Source organism: Thiopseudomonas alkaliphila, assembly GCF_001267175.1.
Taxonomy (GTDB): Bacteria; Pseudomonadota; Gammaproteobacteria; order Pseudomonadales; family Pseudomonadaceae; genus Oblitimonas; species Oblitimonas alkaliphila.
In genome coordinates this window covers 2,111,069-2,133,940 of sequence record NZ_CP012358.1, presented here as the reverse complement: position 1 = coordinate 2,133,940, position 22,872 = coordinate 2,111,069, and the positions used below count along the sequence as shown (strand labels likewise).

Annotated in this window: 18 protein-coding genes; 12 read left to right on the top strand and 6 right to left on the bottom strand. The window is 48.0% G+C overall.

What is annotated here, in order from left to right:
• Window positions 1-25: 25 nt before the first annotated feature.
• Both ahpF and ahpC read right to left on the bottom strand, forming a co-directional pair.
• Entirely contained in the window at window positions 26-1,579 is a 1,554-nt protein-coding gene (ahpF, locus tag AKN87_RS10315) for an alkyl hydroperoxide reductase subunit F (RefSeq protein WP_053103365.1), read from the bottom strand.
• A 134-nt stretch (window positions 1,580-1,713) separates the two neighbouring features.
• Window positions 1,714-2,277, bottom strand: coding sequence for an alkyl hydroperoxide reductase subunit C (gene ahpC, locus AKN87_RS10310; protein WP_053101035.1), 564 nt, complete (start codon window positions 2,275-2,277; stop codon window positions 1,714-1,716).
• A 239-nt stretch (window positions 2,278-2,516) separates the two neighbouring features.
• On the opposite strand from ahpC, the gene AKN87_RS10305 reads away from it, so the two are divergent.
• Complete coding sequence (locus tag AKN87_RS10305) at window positions 2,517-3,749, top strand: multifunctional CCA addition/repair protein (RefSeq protein WP_053103364.1); 1,233 nt, start codon at window positions 2,517-2,519, stop codon at window positions 3,747-3,749.
• Here AKN87_RS10305 and AKN87_RS10300 read toward each other — a convergent pair.
• Window positions 3,746-4,375 carry a response regulator transcription factor gene (locus AKN87_RS10300; protein ID WP_053103363.1) on the bottom strand — a complete coding sequence of 210 codons (630 nt, stop codon included), beginning with the start codon at window positions 4,373-4,375 and terminating at the stop codon, window positions 3,746-3,748. The two genes, AKN87_RS10305 and AKN87_RS10300, sit on opposite strands and share 4 nt — an antisense overlap.
• 116 nt (window positions 4,376-4,491) lie before the next feature.
• Window positions 4,492-6,762, bottom strand: a complete 2,271-nt coding sequence (locus AKN87_RS10295) for a PAS domain-containing sensor histidine kinase (RefSeq protein WP_231692602.1) — start codon at window positions 6,760-6,762, stop codon at window positions 4,492-4,494.
• Window positions 6,763-6,955: 193 nt separating this feature from the next.
• On the opposite strand from AKN87_RS10295, the gene AKN87_RS10290 reads away from it, so the two are divergent.
• The 6 genes from AKN87_RS10290 (at window position 6,956) to AKN87_RS10265 (ending at window position 15,265) form a co-directional block, all read left to right on the top strand.
• The gene (locus AKN87_RS10290; protein WP_053101032.1) at window positions 6,956-8,578 is read left to right on the top strand and encodes an acyl-CoA synthetase; all 1,623 of its coding nucleotides are present in this window, start codon (window positions 6,956-6,958) and stop codon (window positions 8,576-8,578) included.
• A 96-nt stretch (window positions 8,579-8,674) separates the two neighbouring features.
• The gene (locus AKN87_RS10285; protein WP_053103362.1) at window positions 8,675-10,048 is read left to right on the top strand and encodes a solute carrier family 23 protein; all 1,374 of its coding nucleotides are present in this window, start codon (window positions 8,675-8,677) and stop codon (window positions 10,046-10,048) included.
• Window positions 10,049-10,131: 83 nt separating this feature from the next.
• Window positions 10,132-11,904, top strand: a complete 1,773-nt coding sequence (locus AKN87_RS10280; protein ID WP_053103361.1) for an acyl-CoA dehydrogenase C-terminal domain-containing protein — start codon at window positions 10,132-10,134, stop codon at window positions 11,902-11,904.
• Between the two features lie 106 nt (window positions 11,905-12,010).
• Window positions 12,011-12,556, top strand: a complete 546-nt coding sequence (locus tag AKN87_RS10275) for a hydrolase (protein WP_053103360.1) — start codon at window positions 12,011-12,013, stop codon at window positions 12,554-12,556.
• Window positions 12,557-12,738: 182 nt separating this feature from the next.
• Complete coding sequence (locus tag AKN87_RS10270) at window positions 12,739-14,157, top strand: aspartate ammonia-lyase (RefSeq protein ID WP_053101028.1); 1,419 nt, start codon at window positions 12,739-12,741, stop codon at window positions 14,155-14,157.
• Between the two features lie 478 nt (window positions 14,158-14,635).
• Window positions 14,636-15,265, top strand: a complete 630-nt coding sequence (locus AKN87_RS10265; RefSeq protein WP_053101027.1) for a 7-cyano-7-deazaguanine/7-aminomethyl-7-deazaguanine transporter — start codon at window positions 14,636-14,638, stop codon at window positions 15,263-15,265.
• A gap of 67 nt (window positions 15,266-15,332) precedes the next feature.
• Here the strand turns inward: AKN87_RS10265 and hemB are convergent, their stop codons facing one another.
• Both hemB and AKN87_RS10255 read right to left on the bottom strand, forming a co-directional pair.
• Window positions 15,333-16,316, bottom strand: a complete 984-nt coding sequence (hemB, locus tag AKN87_RS10260; protein ID WP_053101026.1) for a porphobilinogen synthase — start codon at window positions 16,314-16,316, stop codon at window positions 15,333-15,335.
• Window positions 16,317-16,416: 100 nt separating this feature from the next.
• A complete protein-coding gene (locus tag AKN87_RS10255; RefSeq protein WP_053103359.1) occupies window positions 16,417-17,196 on the bottom strand; it encodes an AraC family transcriptional regulator in 780 nt (259 codons plus the stop codon).
• 103 nt (window positions 17,197-17,299) lie between these two features.
• Here AKN87_RS10255 and AKN87_RS10250 point away from each other — a divergent pair, with 103 nt between their 5' ends.
• The 5 genes from AKN87_RS10250 to AKN87_RS10235 all read left to right on the top strand — a co-directional run bounded on the left by AKN87_RS10250 (window position 17,300) and on the right by AKN87_RS10235 (window position 22,859).
• Window positions 17,300-18,181 carry a DMT family transporter gene (locus AKN87_RS10250; RefSeq protein WP_053103358.1) on the top strand — a complete coding sequence of 294 codons (882 nt, stop codon included), beginning with the start codon at window positions 17,300-17,302 and terminating at the stop codon, window positions 18,179-18,181.
• A gap of 522 nt (window positions 18,182-18,703) precedes the next feature.
• Complete coding sequence (locus tag AKN87_RS10245; protein ID WP_053103357.1) at window positions 18,704-20,338, top strand: sodium:solute symporter family transporter; 1,635 nt, start codon at window positions 18,704-18,706, stop codon at window positions 20,336-20,338.
• Window positions 20,339-20,350: 12 nt separating this feature from the next.
• Window positions 20,351-20,482, top strand: a complete 132-nt coding sequence (locus AKN87_RS12460) for a putative transporter small subunit (RefSeq protein WP_231692541.1) — start codon at window positions 20,351-20,353, stop codon at window positions 20,480-20,482.
• A gap of 154 nt (window positions 20,483-20,636) precedes the next feature.
• Window positions 20,637-21,896, top strand: a complete 1,260-nt coding sequence (locus AKN87_RS10240) for an OprO/OprP family phosphate-selective porin (RefSeq protein ID WP_053103356.1) — start codon at window positions 20,637-20,639, stop codon at window positions 21,894-21,896.
• Window positions 21,897-21,923: 27 nt separating this feature from the next.
• The gene (locus AKN87_RS10235) at window positions 21,924-22,859 is read left to right on the top strand and encodes a ParB/Srx family N-terminal domain-containing protein (protein ID WP_053103355.1); all 936 of its coding nucleotides are present in this window, start codon (window positions 21,924-21,926) and stop codon (window positions 22,857-22,859) included.
• Window positions 22,860-22,872: the final 13 nt, after the last annotated feature.

Genomic DNA, 22,872 nt, shown 5'->3' with positions numbered 1-22,872 from the left:
GGGATTAATTAATACGCTAGTTGAGTTACGAGCGAATCAAGTAGTCAAAAGCACTCAAAGAAGCAGTTGCACCTTGGCCTACTGCAATCACAATCTGCTTATAAGGTACAGTAGTCACGTCACCTGCGGCAAATACCCCAGGAATGCTGGTTTCAGCACGGTCATTCACCACAATCTCACCCCGATTGGTCAGCTCTACGGTATCTTTCAACCACTCACTATTTGGCAGCAACCCAATCTGCACGAAGATACCTTCTAGCTCAATGTTGTGTAACTCTTCAGTTGCACGGTCTTTGTAAACCAACGCAGTCACTTTACTGCCATCACCTTTTACTTCCGTGGTCAGGGCATTTTTAATCACAGTCACGTTTGGCAAGGTGGCGAGTTTTTTCTGCAATACTTCATCCGCTCGCAGTTTGGTATCAAACTCGATCAGCGTCACCTCAGACACAATACCCGCTAAATCAATCGCCGCTTCAACGCCCGAGTTACCACCACCAATCACCGCAACACGCTTCCCTTTATACAAAGGACCGTCACAGTGCGGGCAGTAAGCTACACCGCGGGTACGATACTCTTGCTCACCCGGCACATTCATTTCGCGCCAGCGAGCACCCGTGGACAAAATCACTGACTTAGCCTGTAACTGAGCGCCCGACTCAAACTCAAGGGTGTGCAAGCCACCTTTCTCAGCCGCTGGAACTAAACGTGTGGCACGCTGTAGATTCATAATATCCACTTCGTACTGACGCACATGTTCCTCCATTGCTCGCGCCAGCTTTGGTCCCTCAGTTTCTTGAACTGAGATAAAGTTCTCAATCGACATCGTATCGAGCACCTGTCCACCAAAGCGTTCAGCCGCAACACCGGTACGAATGCCTTTACGCGCAGCGTAAATTGCTGCAGCAGCACCAGCAGGACCACCACCAACGACCAATACATCGAAGGCTTCTTTTTGGCTGATTTTTTCCGCTTCACGGGCCACGGCACCGGTATCTACTTTGGCTAAAATTTCTTCGACGCCCATTCGGCCTTGGCCAAACATCTCGCCATTTAGGAAAATCATAGGCACCGACATCACTTGACGCTGCTCGACTTCTTCTTGGAACAATGCCCCATCAATCGCTACATGCTTAATTTTTGGGTTAAGCACCGCCATTAAGTTCAGTGCCTGTACCACATCAGGGCAGTTCTGGCAGGACAATGAGAAGTAAGTTTCAAACTGCATCTCAGTGTCTAAATTTTTGATTTGCTCAATCACATCTTGCGCCAACTTAGAGGGATGACCGCCCACTTGTAACAGCGCCAGAACCAAAGAAGTGAATTCATGGCCCATAGGAATACCAGCAAACGTTAAGCTGATATCGCCATTAATGCGATTTAAGTTAAACGATGGCTTACGCGCATCCTGCCCATCTAAACGCAGAGTAATTTTGTCACTTAAGCTCGCGATTTCCTCAAGCAAGCTTTTTAGTTCAGCAGACTTGGCACCTTCATCAAGGGACGCAACGATCTCGAAGGGCTGCGTCACCTTCTCTAGGTAGGCCTTTAATTGAGTTTTTAAATTAGCGTCCAACATGATGACTCCTCGTCTTCAATCCACAAATTTTTGATACAAAAATGCCCGAGCCATTCATGCCCGGGCATTCGGACACTTACTGAAAATCAGTAAGTTAGATTAAGTTAACCTAGGTTAAGCTCAACCTGACCTACTTAGATCTTACCTACAAGGTCTAAAGAAGGTGCTAGTGTTTCTTCGCCTTCTTGCCACTTAGCAGGGCAAACCTCACCTGGGTGAGCAGCAACGTACTGAGCCGCCTTGATTTTACGCAGAAGCTCTTTAGCGTCACGGCCGATACCCCCTGCGTTCACTTCAACGATCTGGATTTTGCCTTCTGGATCAATCACGAAGGTACCACGATCTGCTAGACCTGCTTCTTCAATCATGACGTTGAAGTTGCGAGTAATCAGACCAGTTGGGTCACCAATCATTGGGTATTGGATCTTGCCAATAGTGTCTGAAGTGTCGTGCCACGCTTTGTGGGTGAAGTGGGTATCAGTAGATACTGAGTAAATTTCTACGCCTAGTTTTTTGAACTCTTCGTAGTTGTCCGCTAAGTCGCCTAATTCAGTTGGGCAAACAAAGGTGAAGTCTGCTGGGTAGAAGAAAACTACAGACCACTTACCTTTTAGGTCAGCTTCAGTTACTTCAATGAAGTCACCGTTGTGGTAAGCCTGTGCTTTAAATGGTTTTACTTCGCTATTGATGTAGGACATTTCTGACTCCTTTGGGGTTAAGAACGTTATGGCAGTTATACTACTTAACCTAACGTGCTTTGGATAATTGAATGTTGGCATCGCTTTAATAGGCTAAAACTATCAACAACCAACAATCGATAAACTTTTAGCATCATAGCTATTTATAGCAAGATAACAACCTGCAATGACAGTTTTTCTACAGTTGGGTTTAAATTATCTTTTTCTATGATGACTGTTCACACAATATGGGGGCGAGGATGCAAATTTTCAAGGTGGGCGGCGCAGTTCGTGATTATTTATTGCAACGCCCCGTAACAGATGTTGACTGGGTGGTGGTCGGCGCCAGTGCAGAACAAATGCTAGCTCAGGGGTTTAAGCCAGTAGGCAGTGATTTTCCTGTGTTTTTACACCCTACCACCCAAGAAGAATATGCCCTGGCCCGCACCGAACGTAAAACCGGGCATGGCTATGGCGGTTTTACCTTTCATGCCGCACCCGATGTTAGCCTGGAGCAAGATTTAAGTCGCCGCGACCTCACTATTAACGCCATGGCTCAAGCCGCCGATGGCACCATTATTGATCCTTTCAATGGCCAGCAGGATTTAGCCCAGCGTGTATTACGCCATGTTTCCGCAGCCTTTACTGAGGACCCTTTGCGAGTATTGCGGGTAGCACGCTTTGCTGCACGTTATGCCGAGTTGGGCTTTCAAGTGGCGCCAGAAACCCTGTATCTGATGCAGCAACTCGCTGAATCAGGTGAGCTCAATCACCTAACCGCAGAACGAGTCTGGCAAGAAACTCGACGCGCACTGATGGAACCACGCCCAGACGTGTATCTACAGGTACTACGTGACTGCGGCGCACTTAAGGTGCTGCTCCCGGAAGTTGATCAACTGTTTGGCGTTCCGCAACGAGCCGAGTTTCATCCAGAAGTGGATACCGGCTTGCATACGCTTTTGGTGTTACAACAGTGCGCACGCTTTGCGCAACCATTGATTGTACGCTGGGCTTGCTTACTGCATGACCTAGGCAAAGGCTTAACCCCAGCTGATATTCTGCCTCGCCATCTAGGCCATGAAAGCCGTGGCTTAGCGTTAATCAAACAAGTGAATCAACGACTTAAAGTGCCCAGCGAAATTGCCCAGATGGCGCTTTTAGTCAGTGAGTACCATACCCACTGTCATCGCGCCCTAGAACTGCGCCCGCAGACCTTGCTAAAGCTACTGCAAGCCTTTGATGTTTACCGTCGTCCAGAGCGCCTAGCGCAATTTGTTGCAGCTTGTGAAATGGATGCCAGGGGCCGCTATACCTTTGAAGATCGCGCCTATCCACAAGCCCAGTATTTATTAGCCGCAGCTCAAGCGGTCAAAGCGGTAAGCCCCCAAGCCTTATTAACCCAGGGCTATCAAGGCGCAGCCTTAGGTGAAGCTTTGCAGGCCGCGCGTTTAGCAGCATTGAAAGACTTTAAGGCAGCACAGCCCGATGCTTAGCCGCGCAAATTAAGCGGATCAACTAAGCCTGCTGCAATCACCATGCCCACTAAATCAGGCAGAGTGCTGGCTTGCATATGCTTCATCACCCGTGAGCGGTAAAGATCAATGGTTTTCACACTGACCGATAACTGCTCAGCAATTTCCCGGTTAGTAAAACCTTTAACCAAGGGCAGCAAGACGTCTTTCTCCCTTGGAGTTAAGCTATCTAAACGCTGCTGAATCACTGCTAAACGGGCATCGGCAGTATAACTATAGGCCTGACCGGTCAAAGCCGACTGGACACTGTCGAGCAATAATTGCTCGTTATAGGGTTTTTCAATAAAGTCGACAGCGCCGGCGCGAAAGGCGCGTACCACTATCGGCACATCCGCATGCCCGCTCACAAAAATAACCGGCAAGTGAATATTTTGTTGGCGCATGCTTTCTTGTACGTTTAATCCGCCGAGCCCCGGCATCCGCACATCTAAAATCACACAGGCACAGGCGTTAGGATCACACTTTTGCAAAAATTCTTGGCCACTGGTAAAAGCATGCACTGTTAGGCCGATGGACTCTAACAACCAAACGGTGGAGTCCAACATTCCTTGCTCATCATCTACGACATACACTATTTGTTGGGTCATGCTTAACCTTTTACTCAATTAGTAAGATAGCGCTGTACCAGCCTACGGCGTCCTTATGACCGGTGACAGCGAGATAAATAACATCTATTGCCATTGTACTTGATTTTCAACAGAGGTCACTTTGTCAGCAATGACGCAGTTGTTGCCTTTTCACGTAGCGGTAAACAGCAACTAAACATTAAGCCGCCACTGTTCAAGCGTCGCACATTCAGCTCGCCGCCAAAGCCTTCAACAATACTACGACTCATTGATAACCCAAGCCCTAATCCATCCTTTTTTTCCGTATAAAAGGGAGTAAATAACTGCTCAAGATTCGCCTGTTGCCCACCACCGCCTTGATCACTGACCTGAATCATAATTTGCTGCTGCTCAGTTAAACTGGCACGCACCTGAATCTCTGAGGCGCTATTGGGCAAGGCTTGATGGTTCGCTTCCATGGCATTGCGAATTAAGTTAAGCAGCACTTGCTCCAATAACACTCGATCGGCATAGATCGCCGGTAATTGCTCAGGTAATTCGGTGGTAATACTGATTAGCCAACTGCCCGCCTGCCACTGACATAAGCGCACCGCTTCATGCACCACTTGCTGTACCGACAGCGCTTGCAACCGTCTTGGCTCTTTACGCAACAAAGCTCGCAACTGCTTAATCACCTCAGCGGCATGTTGGGCATGTTCGTTAATCCGCTGTAAACCTTGGGTCACTTTTGCTAATGACTCATCCTCTGTAGCTTGCTGTAGATAACGCAAGCTGGCATTGGCGTAATTCATAATGGCTGCCAACGGCTGATTCATTTCATGGGCAATCCCAGAGGTCAGCTCACCTAAAGTAATTAAGCGCGCGGTATGGGCCAGCTCTTCTTGATGTTTACGCTGCGCCACCTCATGGCGCTCACGCTCAGTCATATCCCGTGCCACCAACGAATAATAGCGCTCACCGGTCCGTCCACGATGCGCCAACAACACCAAGGAAGCAGGAAAACTGGTACGCCCCTGTAGTGGCTGTAAGCGCACTTCAGCGCTCCACACCCCGGTGGTTTCTGCTTGCTGCCAGCCAAGGGTGCGTAGCCGCTGATAATCTTCCGCCGCTAACACCTGCTTAATGGCAAAGGTTTGCTCGGCTGCAACCTGCAAGGCTTTTTGCGCCGAGGGATTGGCCCCACTGACCCAACCATCGGGGGCTAAAAACAAAATTAAGTCGGTGTTGGCCTGCACCACTTCAGCTAGCCGCTGACGATGCTCTTCAATCAATACTCGCCGCGTAATATCACGGGAAATGCTGACAATTTCTACCACACTGCCGGTGTACGTTTCGCGAATTGCCCGACTTGCCGTTTCAAACCAGACATAGTGGCCCTCACGATGCCGAGCACGCCAAGTCATGGTGTAATAGCCCTGCTGACTTAAGGCGTTATAGGCGCTGTGCATCTGCGCCGCGTCATCTGGGTGAAACAGCGATAAACCTTGCATACCGCGCATTTCTTCTGGCCAATAGCCAAGTAAACTCCAAGATGCAGGTGAGGCATCAATAAAACAACCATCCGGCGCATGGCGCGAAATCAAGTCCATACTGTTTTCAGTAATCAATCGGTACAGACGCCAAGCTTGGGCGGCCTCTCGATTCACCTTGACCGTTTGGCTGACATCCTTACCCCGCACCAGCACCTGCTGCTGATCTAAGATTGGAATATAGGTCCAGTGCAGTATTGTATCTTGATAACTGAACTCCACCTCTTCAATGGCGCGCTCTTGCAATAAACTTGAGCGCACTAACGCGCGGTGATTACTGGGCAGTAACTGCGCTAACTCGGCTTGGGTTTGTGTTAACAAGCCTTGCAGCGCCACATTTTGCTCGGCCAGATCACCATTAGCCAACACCCGCAAACTTGGCTGTGGATCTTTAACCAAGTCACACTGCTGCTGCAATAACTGCTCACTCGCTTGCTGAACTGCGACTAAACTGGCGACTAATCCTTGCACCCATTGCCGCTGATCTGGCTTAACTAACTGAATCACCAGCAACCCTTCACCAGACGCGGCAAATTCAAAGCGCTGTAACAACCAGCCTTTAGCCTCCAAGCACTCACTTTGTGGCGCCTGATTGCTCGTAGCCGCTGCATTTAGCAGCTGCTGTCTAAGCTCGGCAGCAGATAAATCTGGGGCATAGTCTTCAAGTAATTGTGGCGCCTGATTAGTCACTGGAAGATAGTCACTCTGTTCTGGCTGCCAAACATAATACGCCGCCTGCTGCACCGCTGGGCTGGCTAAACAATAGTTTTCTAAAGCGGCCAAACATAGAGTTGGCACGGCGGCTGAGCGTTGCAGACGCAAAAATTCCAGCATCTTATCAGCGCGTTTTTCAGCGGCTACAGGGCACTCAATATCCATGGTTACTCACTTAAAAAACCTTATAGTACAACACCTATAAAACCTTGGTTTAACTACCATAATGCACCGAAAATAGCATATAAGTACCCTATTCTTAGCCTATGGCCAGATAGATTTTACGGAAATCTCTGTATGAAGTCTGTTATCCCATAGAAGTAACTGCTGTTTTGCTAGTAGGTTCCTAGAGCTTTTTATGTCGATGTACGAGCTAGGTCTCGAGAAAACCCCTGCCAACTACCTTGCATTAAGCCCGATCAGCTTTATTGAGCGTAGTGCTGCTATTTACCCCCACTACCCTGCGGTCGTTCACGGGGCGCTTCGCCGTACCTGGTCTGAAACCTATCAGCGTTGTCGACAACTGGCCTCGGCTTTAGTTGAGCGTGGTATTGGCTTAGGCGATACCGTCTCGGTATTACTGCCGAACATTCCAGAAATGCTCGAAGCTCATTTTGCAATTCCTATGGCTGGCGCAGTGCTTAATCCTCTAAATGTCAGACTGGATGCCAATGCGATTGCCTTTATGCTAGAGCACGCTGAGTCGAAGGTACTGATTGCTGACCGAGAATATCATCACACCGTTAAAGCGGCCTGCGCTAAATTACAGCACCCGCCCTTAATTATCGATGTGAATGACCCTGAATATGGCGATGGCTTACCAGTTAGCGACCTTAATTACGAAGCTTTTTTAGCCGAAGGCGACCCTCTCTTTCAATGGTCACTGCCAGAAAATGAATGGCAGGCAATTTCGCTAAACTACACCTCCGGCACTACCGGCAACCCTAAAGGCGTGGTTTATCATCACCGCGGCGCCTTTTTAAATGCCACGGGCAATCAAATGTCTTGGAGCCTAGGTACGCACCCCGTGTATCTCTGGACCTTGCCCATGTTTCATTGCAATGGTTGGTGCTACCCCTGGACTATTACCGCGTTGGCCGGCGTACATGTCTGTTTACGCCGCGTTGATCCACAAAAGATCTTACACCTCATTCGCCAAGAAAAAGTGACCCACTTTTGTGGAGCGCCGATTATTTTAAATGCCCTCATCAGCATGCCTGAATCCGCCAAAGCGGCGATTGAGCATCCAGTGAGTGTCATGGTGGCTGGCGCTGCTCCTGCGGCCAAAATTATTCATGATGCCGAACAAATGGGCATTCAAGTCACCCACGTTTATGGGCTGACTGAAGTTTATGGTCCTGCCACTTATTGTGCTTGGAATAACGACTGGGATTTACTCCCCGCCGATCAACGTGCCGAAGTCAAGGCTCGCCAAGGAGTGCGCTATCCGACTATGGAAAACTTAATGGTCGCGGACTCAAAAACTTTAGCCCCTACTCCTGCTGATGGCGTAACTATTGGCGAGATTTTTATGCGCGGCAATACAGTGATGAAGGGCTATCTAAAAAACCCTAAAGCCACTCAACAAGTACTGGCCAATGGCTGGCTTAACAGTGGCGACTTAGCCGTGCGTCACCCTGATGGCTATATCGAGATTAAAGATCGACTCAAAGATATTATTATTTCTGGCGGAGAGAACATCTCCAGCCTAGAAATAGAAAGCGTGCTGTACCGCCATCCTGCAGTACTAGAAACGGCGGTAGTAGCCCAACCCAACGCTCAATGGGGGGAAATCCCCTGCGCTTTTATTACCTTAAAAGCTGGGTTTTCGCATATTACCAGTGAGCATATTAAACAGTTTTGCAGCCAACACTTAGCTGCGTTCAAGGTTCCAAAAACCATCATTTTTGATGATTTACCTAAAACCTCCACAGGCAAAACGAAAAAGTATCTGTTGCGAGAAATCGCAAAAGAGCTTTAAGCAATTCTGTGTGAGCTCTTCAATAACAAACCAACAATAAGCAATAAAGGCTCAAGTGCTAGTAACCCACTAGCCTAGGCAGAAATGGAGATGAATATGCAGTTATATCAACGCAAACACGGGGAAGAGCAACCCTACTGGAAAGCTGGCCCATTTAAGGTACGCTTACCCTTTGTGCATTACCGCTGGGAAACCGCGGAAATGTTCCAAGCTTTGATTATGTTTGTGGTTAGCTTGGGGATGATTCCACTATTGGAAAAATACCTCGGCTTACCCTATGACGTTGCCCTCGCTTACGTCGTGGTCTGCGGAATTGGTTTTATGCTACCGGCATTATTAGGTACCCCCTACGTGCCTGGCTGGGTTACGCCTGGAATTCCGGTAGTCCTACTGTTTTTAGGTAACTATGAGCCAGGCCCTGAAGCCATTCAGGCATTGTTTGCACTACAATTTTTGGTTTTCATTATATTTTTAGTGTTAGGTGTCACCCGACTCGGCAGTGCCTTGGTGCGGTTTATTCCTAACTCAATGAAAAGTGGCATCATTATTGGCGCAGGTATTGCCGCGCTCATGGGTGAAATTTCAACTGGCGGCCGCCTAGCTAATACCCCCATTTCCTTGGTGATTGGTAGCTTGGTGTGTCTGTACCTGATGTTCTCGGTCTCTTTCCGTGGCTTAACCGATCGCTTTCCATTTGCGAAAAAAATCGTTAACTACGGCATGGTTCCCGGCATGTTGATTGCGATCTTTATCGGTATCGCCGTGGGTGAGTACAAAATGCCCGATATCCAATTTGGCATTACCTCCCCTAACTTCAAAGAAATGTGGAACTACTTGCCCTTTACTGTTGGTTTCCCAGACGCCAAAGTATTTATGCTGGCAATTCCAACCGCGATTATTTCTTACGTGATTGCGTTTGGTGACATTATTGTCGGACAGTCGCTGATGCAGCGGGCTGATGAACTACGTAGCGATGAAAAAATCGAGAACAACATTGACCGTGTGCACTTAGTTACCGCAATCCGTAATGCCCTGCACGCTTTCTTTGCGCCTTATCCAGGTTTAGCTGGCCCGATCTGGACTGCCATTGCAGCAACCATGGCTGAGCGCTATAAGCATGGCCGTCACGCAATGGAGTCGATCTACAGTGGCGCGGGTACGTTCTGGATTTCTGGCTTTATTGCACTGTTTTTGCTGCCCTTGGTCACCTTCTTCCAACCGGTATTACCCATCGCCTTATCATTGACTTTGCTGCTAACAGGTTACATCTGTTTAATGGTAGGTTTTGAGCAGCTCACCAATAACACCGAGCGCGGCATTGCCGGCACCATGGGTGTGGTATTGGCTGTTTATGGTGCGGGTTGGGGCTTGGCGACCGGTGCGGTGCTGTATATCTTAGTTGAACGCACCCACCTATTAAAATTTAGCACGGCGCCAAAAACTGAAACCGATGATGCTAAACTAGACTAATACGAAAGGCGCAGATGAGCTGCGCCTTATGTACCACGTGCTGGCCATTACTAACCAGCACCTGAAAAAAAGTAGGATGATTTATGGCTGAATATAATGCTCCGCTACGCGACATGCGCTTTGTTCTTCATGAAGTATTTGATGCGCCAAAACTTTGGGCTCGCTTACCTGCCTTAGCAGAAACCGTTGATGTGGATACGGCCGATGCGATCTTAGAAGAAGCAGCAAAGGTTACTGGTCAACTGATTGCGCCATTAAACCGTAGTGGTGACGAAGAAGGCGCACAGTGGAATGATGGCGTAGTAACCACGCCAGCCGGCTTTAAAGAAGCTTACCAAACCTACATTGAAGGTGGCTGGGTTGGTTTAGGTGGTAACCCAGAATTTAACGGTATGGGTATGCCAAAAATGCTATCCGTACAGTTTGAAGAAATGCTGTACTCTGCTAACTCCAGCTTTGCGCTGTACTCAGCCCTAAGTTCTGGTGCGTGCTTAGCCATTGATGCACACGCCAGCCAAGAATTAAAAGAAAAATTCTTACCGCCGTTATACGAAGGCCGCTGGGCAGGTTCTATGTGCTTAACCGAAGCACACGCTGGTACTGACTTAGGTATTATTCGCACCCGTGCAGAACCCCATGCTGATGGCACCTACAAAATTACCGGGAGCAAAATTTTCATCACCGGTGGTGAGCAAGACCTGACCGAAAACATTATTCACTTAGTGCTAGCTAAACTACCGGATGCACCTGCAGGTGCCCGTGGTATTTCCTTGTTCCTAGTACCTAAAGTGATGGTCAAAGAAGACGGTTCACTGGGTGAGCAAAACGCAGTGAGCTGTGGCTCGATTGAGCACAAAATGGGTATTAAAGCTTCTGCCACCTGCGTGATGAACTTTGATGGTGCCACCGGTTACCTCGTTGGTGAAGTAAACAAAGGTTTGGCTGCAATGTTCACGATGATGAACTACGAGCGTCTATCAATCGGTATTCAAGGTATCGGTTGTGCTGAAGCCTCTTACCAAAGTGCTGTGGAATACGCCAACGAGCGTATCCAAAGCCGTGCGCCAACTGGCCCACAGAACAAAGATCAAGCCGCTGACCCAATCATGGTGCACCCAGATGTGCGTCGTATGCTGCTCACCATGAAAGCCTTAACTGAAGGTGGTCGGGCTTTTGCTTGCTTAGTGGGCGAACAATTAGACATCTCTAAGTTCAGCACTGACGTAGAAGAGCAAAAACAAGCAGCTGACATGGTTGCCTTGTTAACTCCAATTGCTAAAGCCTTCTTCACCGATAACGGTTTAGAAAGCTGTGTTCACGGTCAGCAAGTATTCGGCGGTCACGGCTATATCCGCGAGTGGGGCCAAGAGCAGCTAGTACGTGACGTACGTATTGCGCAAATCTACGAAGGTACCAACGGTATCCAAGCCTTAGACTTAGCCGGTCGTAAAGTCGTCTCCAATGGCGGCGCGTTTGTAAAAATCTTCGCTAACTTGGTTCGTGAAAGCGTTGCCCAACCTGGCACGCTGTACGCTAAAGAGACCCTAGAAGCCCTTGAGCGTCTAGAAAAAGTAACCAACTGGTTAATCAATGAAGCGGCGCAAAATCCGAACGAAGTAGGTGCAGCCTCAGTTGAATACCTACACCTGTTTGGTTACACCGCCTATGCTTGGATGTGGTCACGTATGGCGACTGCAGCTCAAGCTAAACTTGCGGAAGACGAAGCATTCTACAGTGGCAAACTGGCAACTGCTTCTTTCTACTTCCAGCGCTTAATGCCACGTACTCTAGGTCTAGAGGCGAGCATTTGTGCCGGTAGCACCAGCCTATACGAACTTGCTGCCGAGCAGTTCTAAACCAGTGCTCAGGTAACAACCAGCGACTCAAAAGCGGTACTGTGCTAAACGGTACCGCTTTTTTTATGTCTAGCGCGCTTAAGCCATCATCTACGGAGACTGCCCCATGTTAATGACAACCGAACAAAGCTTACTGCTCTTAATTGATATGCAAGACAAACTAGTGGCCGCAGTTGATCAGCCCCAACAGTTAGTGGCTAATTGCCAATGGCTGCTAAAACTCAGCCAATTGCTCAAGGTGCCGATTGCCGCTACCGAGCAATACGCCAAAGGCATTGGACCTACGGTTGCGGCTCTGCAACCTTATCTAGAGCAGGTCACTGTGGTTGATAAAACGGTATTTTCTTGCCTAGCCAGCGCTGACTTTAGCCAACACTATCCACTGGCGCAGTACCAACAGTTTGTGCTCTGCGGTATTGAAGCCCACGCCTGTATTTTACAAACCGCCTTACAGCTGTTGGCGCAAAACAAACAGGTCTTTGTAGTGGTGGATGCCATTTCAGCACGCCAGCCGCAAGACACTCACTACGCACTGCAGCGTATGCAGCAACAAGGTGCAGTACTGGTAACCAAAGAAATGGTCGGTTTTGAATGGCTACGTGATGCTAAACACCCGACCTTTAAAACCTTTAGCCAAGAGTTTTTACGCTAGCCCTTTACCCCTGACGAATAAAAAACTAATACCAGCGCACTTTTCGCCTAGTTGTTGTTTTTCTATTGATACAGGTCGACACTCACACGTTACGCCCCAACCCGCCGCTGAGTTGCTTAGCCTTTCTCTGGTAGCTCACGTAAAATAGCGGCTTACTTATTAACCGTGAAATAGGTTGCTTCATGTCTTCTGCCAATACTCGCTTAGAAAAAGACTTACTGGGTACCCTAGAAGTACCCGCGGATGCTTATTACGGCATTCAGACCTTACGTGCCTGCAATAACTTTAACTTATCAGGCGTTCCTCTGGCCCACTACCCTAACTTTGTTATCGCCTTAGCTATGGTTAAGCAAGCCGCAGCTGATGCCAACCATCAGCTCGGTTACTTATCAGCCGATAAGCACAAAGCCATTACCCTCGCCTGTAAACAACTCATTGATGGCCAGCATCACGATCAGTTTATTGTCGATATGATCCAAGGTGGCGCCGGCACCTCCACCAACATGAATGCCAACGAGGTCATTGCTAACTTAGCCCTGGAAGCCATGGGCAAAGCTAAAGGCGAGTACCAGTTTTTACACCCCAATAATGACGTCAACATGGCGCAATCCACCAACGATGCCTATCCAACGGCCATTCGCGTAGGGTTACTGCTTGGCTATCAAGACTTGCTGACCAGCCTTAAAGCCTTAATGAATGCCTTTCAAGCCAAGGGCGTAGAATTTTCCAGCGTATTAAAAATGGGCCGCACTCAACTGCAAGATGCGGTGCCTATGACGCTTGGCCAAGAATTTAATGCCTTTGCCACTAACCTTGGGGAAGACTTAAATCGCCTCGATAAGCTAGTGCCCGACCTGTTAACTTGGGTTAACTTAGGCGGTACCGCCATCGGCACTGGGATTAATGCCGATCCTCGCTATCAAGGCTTAGCGGTTCAACGCCTTGCAGCAATCAGTGGGCATCCGGTAAAAGCCGCGACAGACTTAATTGAAGCCACCTATGACATGGGCGCCTTTGTGCTGTTATCCGGCATGCTCAAGCGCACTGCAGTGAAGCTTTCAAAGATCTGTAACGACTTACGCTTGCTCTCTAGTGGCCCACGTACTGGGATTAACGAAATTAACCTACCGCCCCGTCAACCCGGCAGCTCTATTATGCCAGGCAAGGTTAACCCGGTGATTCCAGAAGCTGTAAATCAGGTAGCCTATGAAATTATTGGTAATGACTTATCTCTCACCATGGCCGCTGAAGCAGGACAATTGCAGCTCAACGTGATGGAACCCCTGATTGCGTGGAAAACCTTTGATTCGATTCGCTTACTCAAGCGTGCGATGGATATGCTGCGCGAGCATTGCATTGAAGGCATTACCGCCAATGAGCAACATTGCCGTGAGCTAGTAGAACACTCCATTGGCTTAGTCACCGCACTTAACCCCTATATTGGTTACGAAAACTCTACCCGCATCGCCAAAATCGCTTTAGAAACTGGCCGTGGTGTCCTCGAGTTAGTGCGTGAAGAAAACCTGTTAGATGAAGAATTACTGGCGGAAATTCTACGTCCAGAAAATATGATTGCACCACGCTCTATCCCACAGAAATAAGCTAATGTAACCGGTTAACAGAGTTATCCCTATTCTTTGTGGATAACTCTGTTAAAAGCTTTAGTACAAATCGCAACAGCCCACATCCTCTGCCCTCCCTAGCATTCGCTCAAAAAACAACCAATCATGCAATGCTTGCAGACTCGCCTCCAGTCCGCCCTATAATTAGTTAACTACACTGTGTACAAAACCAGTAAGTCGCTGATCAATATAGCTTTAATTACACTCAGTGAATAATTGTCGCAGCCGTTAAATAGTTTTACCATTTTATACACAACACACTTATACACAGTCTTTTAGTTTTCTCCCACTAATGCCAGCTCAGCCAGCTAAACTTCAGCGTTGTAACCCTGTTGATAACTTAGTTAATAACTTTAAATAAACTGTCTATATTTTTGTCGATTAACAACTTAGCCGTTACTGGTTATACTGCGCGCCAATTCTGGGTTCCCTCGCCCCCATTAAAAATGGTTGTGGTATGTATAACGCTGCTTTACGCCGGTTAATTCTGGCACTCGCTACTCTGCACATTCTCATTATTATTGCCAGCAACTATTTGGTGCAGTTCCCCATGGAGTTACTGGGCTGGCAAACCACCTGGGGCGCGTTTAGCTTTCCCTTTATTTTTCTTGCCACTGATCTCACAGTGCGTTTAATTGGTAAACAACCCGCACGCAAAATAGTGGGTTGGGCCATGCTGCCGGCTCTCTTGGCATCCTACCTAGTCTCGGCACTGTTTCATGAGGGCAGCTTTCAAGGAGCCGCCACCTTGTTGCAGTTTAATAGTTTTGTGTTCCGTATCGCTCTGGCCAGTTTCGCAGCGTATGTGGTCGGCCAGTTATTGGATATCACTGTTTTTGATCGACTACGGCAACTGCCCCAATGGTGGGTTGCTCCTGCAGCTTCGACTTTAATTGGTAATTTAGTTGATACCTTTGTGTTCTTCTGGGTCGCCTTTTGGCAAAGCAGCAATGCGTTTATGGCGGAACACTGGGTGGAAATCGCGGCAGTCGATTATGTAATTAAGCTGGCGATCAGTATGACCTTATTTGTACCGCTGTATGGTATGTTGCTCAATCGCATTACCCATTATCTAAAGCGTAGATAATCAACGCTAATCTTAGATTAATAAAAAAGGCATCACATGGATGCCTTTTTGCTGCTTAAACGTCAACTTACGCTTGGTCTTGTTTTAACCACTCGGCGACTTGCTTGGTGTAATAACTCACCACCATGTCAGCCCCAGCGCGCTTGAAACCAATTAAGGTTTCAAAAACCGTACGTTTTTCATCTAGTACACCAGCTAAGGCGGCAAACTTAATCGCTGCGTATTCTCCCCCCACCTGATACGAGGCAATCGGCAGGTCGGTACGCTGACGCAGTTGCGCCACAATATCCAAATACGGTGTACCTGGTTTAACCATTAAAATATCTGCACCTTCGGCCTCATCAATCGCGGCTTCTACCATTGCCTGACGACCATTGGCAAAGTCCGCCTGATAACCATTTCGATCGCCCGATAGATTACAATCCACCGCGGTACGGAAAGGACCATAAAAGGCCGAAGCAAACTTAATCGCGTGAGCTAAAATTCCCACATGACTAAAACCTGCCTCATCTAAGCCCTGACGAATAGCAGCTACCTGACCATCCATCATTGCCGATGGCGCCAGCATATCGGCACCGGCCCGCGCGGCTGCTACTGATTGCTTAACTAAGTTAGCCACCGTGGCGTCGTTATCTACTTCGCCATCACACACCACACCACAGTGCCCATGACTGGTGTATTCGCAAAAACAAATATCCGGAATGACCACCATATCCGGATGCCTTTGTTTAATGGTGCGTACCATTCGTGCCAGCAACCCATCGTCATTCCAGGTATCGCTGCCAACTTCATCTTTTTTATGGGAAATACCAAACGGCATAATGTAGCGAATGCCTAAGTTATACAGCTCATCGACTTCTGCAGCTAACTCAGACTCAGGAAAGCGACAAATACCTGGCAAGGAGTCAATTGCTTGACGCTCAGTTAAACCTTCATCAATAAAAATGGGATGAATCAAATCATCCAGATTAAAACTTTGCTCACGCACCAAGTTACGAATCGCCGCAGTACGTCTTAATCGACGTGGGCGATATAAAATTTCTGAGGACATACTCACTCCTAAGGGCTAACGGCAACTTAACAGTTAGGCATTAACGCCCAACACAACGCCAACAGTATAGACCCTCTGGTCCACTGACGGCAGTCATCGCTTAGTTTTGTTGGCGCCGATAAGCCTCGGGAGTACAGCCTGCATGACGCTGAAACATACTAATAAATGCTGAGGAGCTGCTATAGCCTAAGTCAAAGGCTAACGCTTTAACGCTCTGCCCTTGCTCTAAACCCTCTAACGCGGCTAAAAAACGTAAACGTTGACGCCACTCACCAAAACTCATGCCCAGCTCACGCAAAAAAGTTCGTGCCAGCGTGCGCTCACTGACAAATACTTGCTCAGCCCAGTCAGCTAAGGTGGCATTATTGGCTGGCTGCAAACGTAAGCTATGCAAAATCTGATTAACCTGCGGTGAGCTGCCATAGGGTAAATACGCCTGTTCGATTGGCGCTAATTGCAGTTGATCCAATAACACTTGTGCTAAATTTTGATCAGCTAAAGTCATTGGCTGTTTCACATCGCGCAGGGCAAAGTCATTCAAAATTGCCTTTAAAATATCGCTCATTGCGACCGCACAGGGCTGAAGCGGCAGCTGCTCACAGGCGCTGGCAGCAATATATACCGAGCGATAAATTACCGCCTCACGGTTATAACAGCTGTGCTGATGATGCGGTGGCACCCAGACCGCATAACTGGGCGGCGATAAATACACTTGGCCTTCCACCTCCAGTTGCATGACGCCCCGCGCGGTATAATTAAGCTGTCCCCAACTGTGCTGATGAGGCGCGGCATGGGTATCGGCACCGAACTCGTCATAGCGAAAATATACCGTACTGGGTAAATCACTGATTTCTGGGATGCTAAGGTATTTTTTTTGCATACTGTCTTAAATTCACGCTGCTCTGTCTGAAAATCAGTATAGGCTTTAATTAAGACAGGCGCATAATAGCGGGCATTCTTCTTTTAATGACAACTGAGGCTCTATGTATTACGCATTTCCCTTGCTGGCGGTCTTGTTCTGGGCTGGTAACACCGTAGTCAACAAACTCACCGTAGGTGCAATTAATCCCGCGGAAATCGGATTTTATCGCTGGTTATTTGCTGCCGTGTTGCTCACCCCTTTTTTACTGCGCCCCGCGCTACGCAGCTGGTCCACAGCCAAACCGTATATGGGCAAAATTTTTATTTTAGGATTTCTGGGAATGGCGGTTTATCAAAGCTTAGCCTATTTTGCCGCACCTAAAACCTCGGCGACTAATATGGGAATTATCCTCTCGTTAATGCCCATGATGTCCTTAACCTTAGCCATTTTGGCACTTGGTCAAAAACTCACGATGGGGGCATTAGTTGGCTCAATTGTGTCGTTTCTTGGGGTCTTACTCGTTATCTCTGAAGGCGACTTACTCTCCCTGCTAAGCCACGGTATCAACATGGGCGATGCCATGATGTTAATCGCTACTTTATCCTATGCGATCTACAGCACCTTGCTAAAAAAATGGCAAATTCCCCTGTCAGCCATGACCATGCTTTACCTACAGGTGTTAGTGGCGGTGATTATCTTATTCCCGCTGTTTTTATGGTCGCCTAAGGTAGGATTAACTAGCGCTAACGTGCCGCTGATTTTATACGCCTGCGTATTTGCCTCAATCGCCGCGCCCTTGGCATGGATGACTGGGATTAAACATTTAGGCCCAAGCAGCACCGCCGGTTTTTTTAATTTAGGCCCAATTATTACGGCGGTGATTGCTTGGTTGATGTTATCTGAGCAGCTGGCTACATATCACTTTATTGGCGGCGGTATGACCATTTTCGGCGTCATTTTATCTGAACGCTGGACCCGCCCTTGGCGCCAGCACAGTGCTTAATTAACTGGTTACTTTCCCGCCTAAAACTTGCCAGCAAGGATCATTTTTTAGCCATCACGGATTTTTGCTGGTATAGTTTTTCGCTTCGCGACTCAATAACTGACGAATAAAGCTCGCGTGTTTACTGGTTAAATCCAGCTAACCGTTACAGGAAAACTGCCTACCTTTGTGTAGTTTTAGAGATACTAAAAAAGGTCTTAGCAGCTACCGGTAAAATGGATAGGGAATACTTTTGCTTAAGAGAGATTAATAAAGTCGCCCGCGGCGCCACCAATAACATCCCTTAAGCCCACCACCTGCTAATACTAGCTAAGTGCTAGTTAGCCATTTTGCTCACAGTTGGGTGTGAAGCCTTTTTTACTGCCTCTTTCTGAATCCGTAGGCTAACCGCTTGCAACTTCAGCTTTCTGTAACTTCTTTATGCTTCCTGGCGCGCCTTGGCGCTTTAGGACAGCTCTACGTGTTACCGCACGCAGAATACATCCTGCTTGGATGAACGCGGTATTTAAGGAGTGATGGAAAATGTTTCAATTTTCTACAACCGGCGCTTTGCTGTTGTTACTCGCCTTTTATGGCATAACTTTTTTACTCACGCTACGCATTGGTAAAAAAGAAGAAAATGTGGATGGCTACATGGTTTCCAATGGTTCCGTTGGTTTTGGTATGTCTGCCGCCAGTATGACCGCCACCTGGATCTGGGCCGCCTCGTTCTACGCTGCCGCTAGCTCAGGCTACAAATATGGCTTGTCGGGAGCTATTCATTACGGTTTCTGGGGTGCCCTAATGATTTTATTTATTTACCCGTTTGGCATGCGCTTTCGGAAATTAGCCCCTGATGCCCACACCTTGGCTGAAATTATGCACGCCCGCCACGGTACGGCCAGCCAAATGGTCCTCGCCGGCTCTAACATTGTCGGTAGCGTGATTAGCCTCATGGTGAACTTTACTGCTGCCGGTGCCTTAGTCGATATTCTTTCCCCCTTAAGCTTTACCCAAGGCGTTATGATTGCCGGCTTTGGCGTATTGTCTTATACCCTGTGGTCTGGCTTTAGATCCTCTGTTTTTACCGACTTTGGCCAACTAGTCGCGATGATTGCAGCAGCGGTAATTATTATTCCGGTGCTATTTTTTAAACTAGGTGGCCCCTCACTATTTGAGGCCGGTATGCCAAACCTCACCGCTGATCAAGCCAACTTCTTCTCTACCACCGCTATTTTAGAACAAGGCGCGCCATTTTTTGTCGCCGTTCTGGCCTATGCCATTGGTAACCAAACCATCGCACAGCGCCTATTTGCTGTGCGTGAAGACCTAATTAAACCCAGCTTTATTACTGCCACCATCGGCTATGGCGCAATTGTCATTGGGCTTGGAATGTTGGGGCTATTGGCCTTATTTGCTGGCGTAATTCCAGTAGATGGCGACCTCAACAACCTAATTCCACAAATGGCTGCAACCTATTTACCCCCCTTCATGGTGGCCCTGCTGTTTATCATGGTAATTGGCTCTCTGTCCTCCACTGCAGACTCTGACTTATCAGCATTATCAGCCATCGTCATGACCGACATTTATGGTAAGCAAATCACCAAAAATCGTCCGTGTCCGAAAAAAATGCTCTGGATTGGACGCATGACCATGATTATCGCCACCACCTTGGGTGTGGTGTTTGCTAGCTTAAAGCTAGATATTTTATCCATGCTCATTTTTGTTGGCGCCCTCTGGGGTTCTATCGTGTTCCCAGTGATTGTGAGCCTGTACTGGAACAAGGTCACTAACAAAGCGTTCACCCTATCGGTTGCGGTCTCTTTCTTACTCTTTTTGATCGTACGCTTTAACTGGCTACCGATTACCGGTGCCACGGGCGTGTTTTTTGAGTTAATGGCAGCGATTGGCGGTGGGGTAGTGATTGGCCTCATGACCTTTGGCTTTTTCGGCAAAACCGTTGGCCTGATTTGCGGTGTGCTCGCGGCGGCCATTTTTGCCCCTTACTCAGTTAACTTTTTGCGTGAATACACAGTGCTGCTCAGCTCCCTTACGGCCTATGGCGCCAGTGCCGTCGTCTGTACGCTAATCACCTTACTCAGCAAAGCCGAACCATTTGATTTTGCGACCATTGATCAAAGAGTCATTGAATTTCACCAAGAGCAAAACAACGCATAAGGAGTAGCTAACATGTCAACTTTAGGATTAACTATTTACGTCTTAATGTGGCCGGTGCTGGCCACCGGCGTTCTGATCGTTTTGTGCGCAGGACTCATTAAAGATATCCGCAAAGCCAAAAAGAAAGGTAAAAGCCTAGTCTAACGCTTAACTCAACTTGCCTCACCGCGCTGTTAGCGGTGGGGCAATGGCGGACTGTCATTCAACTGACATCTAAACGTCACCCTCGCGTCATCTTTTCCCTGCAGCATCAGCATCTAAAATTTTATCTGCCTGATAACTATTCTAAGGATGCTGTATGTTCCGCTTTGCCCATTGTCGTCTACCACTTTCATTGCTGACACTCGCCATTGTTAGCCCACTCTATGCTGGCACAGTAAGCACCGATGGCGTAGATTTAGTGATTAAAACGAAAGGCGGTTTTGAAGTAAAAACAGTTGATGATGCCTTTAGCTTTCAGCTCGGTGGCCGCTTACAACTAGACATGGACTCCTTTAATGGAGTCATGACTAAAAATGGTAAACGCGCCGATGAAGCTTATCTTCGCCGTGCGCGTCTTGAGGCCTCCGGTAAAGTTTATAGTGTTTGGGGCTATGACTTTAGTGTGAGCTTTGCTGACGATGGTGAGACCTCATGGAAAGAGGCCTCGATTAGTTACCTAGGCCTTGATCCGGTGACCCTCAAGTTTGGCCGCTTTGATCCAGATTTTGGTCTTGAGTCGGCCACCAGCTCCAAATGGATTACCGCTATTGAGCGCTCAATGATCTATGACCTAGCACCTTGGGTGAATGACCACCAAGAAGGCATGGGGTTACAAATCAGTGCGAGTAATCAAGTGCTCTATGGTTCAGCCAGTGTCAATCGCCCTAAAAACCAAGAAGACACTAATGGTAAAAACAAAAATAATTATGGCTTGCGCGTGGTGTATGCGCCCTTTGCTAGTGCTGGCAATGTCTTACACTTTGGCGCCAGTTACGCCAATAGCCAAGGCAATGAGTTTGACGGACGCATCCGAACCCGTCTTGGTGTACGCGGCACCTCTGAAGACAGTGCCAATGGTAATCGCCTAGAGCTGGCGCCGAAAATTAAAAACGCCAACTTTGATAGTGATCGTGCATGGGGCTTAGAGTTAGCCTGGGCCCATGGTCCTTTATCGCTCCAAGGTGAGTACTTGCGCCGTGACCTAAAGGCCGACAATAGCAACAAAGTTAAACGCAATGACCGCAAAGCAGATGGTTACTATGGCCAAATCGCTTATACCCTAACCGGCGAGTCGCGCGGTTATAAATTGGACGGTGGTAAATTTGACAAAATAAAACCCAACGATAAATCCTTAGGCGCGTGGGAAGTATTCTATCGCCATGATCAGATCAAAGTTAAAGAAAGCGACTTCTTAGATAACAAGGTAAAAGGTCACACCTTTGGTGTTAACTGGTACGCCAATGAAGCGGTTAAAATTTCGGCAAATTACGTCAAGGTTAAAACCTCTGAGCCTAGCAATAAAGTCGGAGATAAGACCGGCGATGCCCTCAGTTTACGTGCACAGTATGTGTTTTGATTCACTGCTTAAACTAAGGAAACCCCCATGCGTTACCTGACTCTTGCCATCCTCTTAACCGGCAGTTTAAGCACGTTACCGCTTTACGCCAGCGTTACTGACTCAAGCCATTCGGCCAGCGAAACAATTATTCAGGTGCAACTTAACCAGTTGCTGCCAACACAAGCGGCCATTGGCTACGATCAGGTGTATTACAAACTGGCCCGCTTTGCCCAAGCGCCACAGGCAGTCCTTGAGGAATACTGTGAAACCAATGGTCAGTTAGGACTCAGCCACGCCAGCAACAAAGCCAGCCTACAAGATCCGACTAGCTTTGGTTGTCAGGCCGCTGTAGGTAGCGATCCACAATCGATGAAAACCGTGGTGATCGGCCCTCAGCAACAACTCTATCTGACCGATGGCCACCATACTTTTACTAGTTTATGGGAGCACCCAGACGCAGGGCCTGAATTAACGATGCACGTTAGAGTCAGTGCCGACTTTAGCGACAGCCCAGACCTTGAGCACTTTTGGCAGCGCATGCAACAAGCCAATAAAGTCTGGCTACGTTCAGGCACTAATCAAGCGATTGAGCCCCAGCAGTTACCCAAACAATTAGGGCTACAACAGCTAGACAATGATTCCTACCGCGCCTTAGTGTATTTCACCCGAGGCGCCGCCTATGAAAAACCTCGATCAGGCAATACGCCTATTGAGTATTTAGAGTTTTATTGGGGCAACTGGTTACGTCCGCAATTGGATCTGCGCCAATACGACTTAAATAGCCTAAAAAGCTATCAACAAGCAGTCACAGCAGCCAGCCAATTGATGGTTAAAGCTGCAGCCGATCAGCCAATCACAAATACAGGACTCACCCCCCAACAACTGGGTGGTTATCAGCGACTAAACCGCAAAAAGCTAAACAAAACCTTAACCAACAAAGTTCCTTTGGCACTGCAAGCCAGAACTCAAGCAACACCTTAAACTGGCCTAGCCG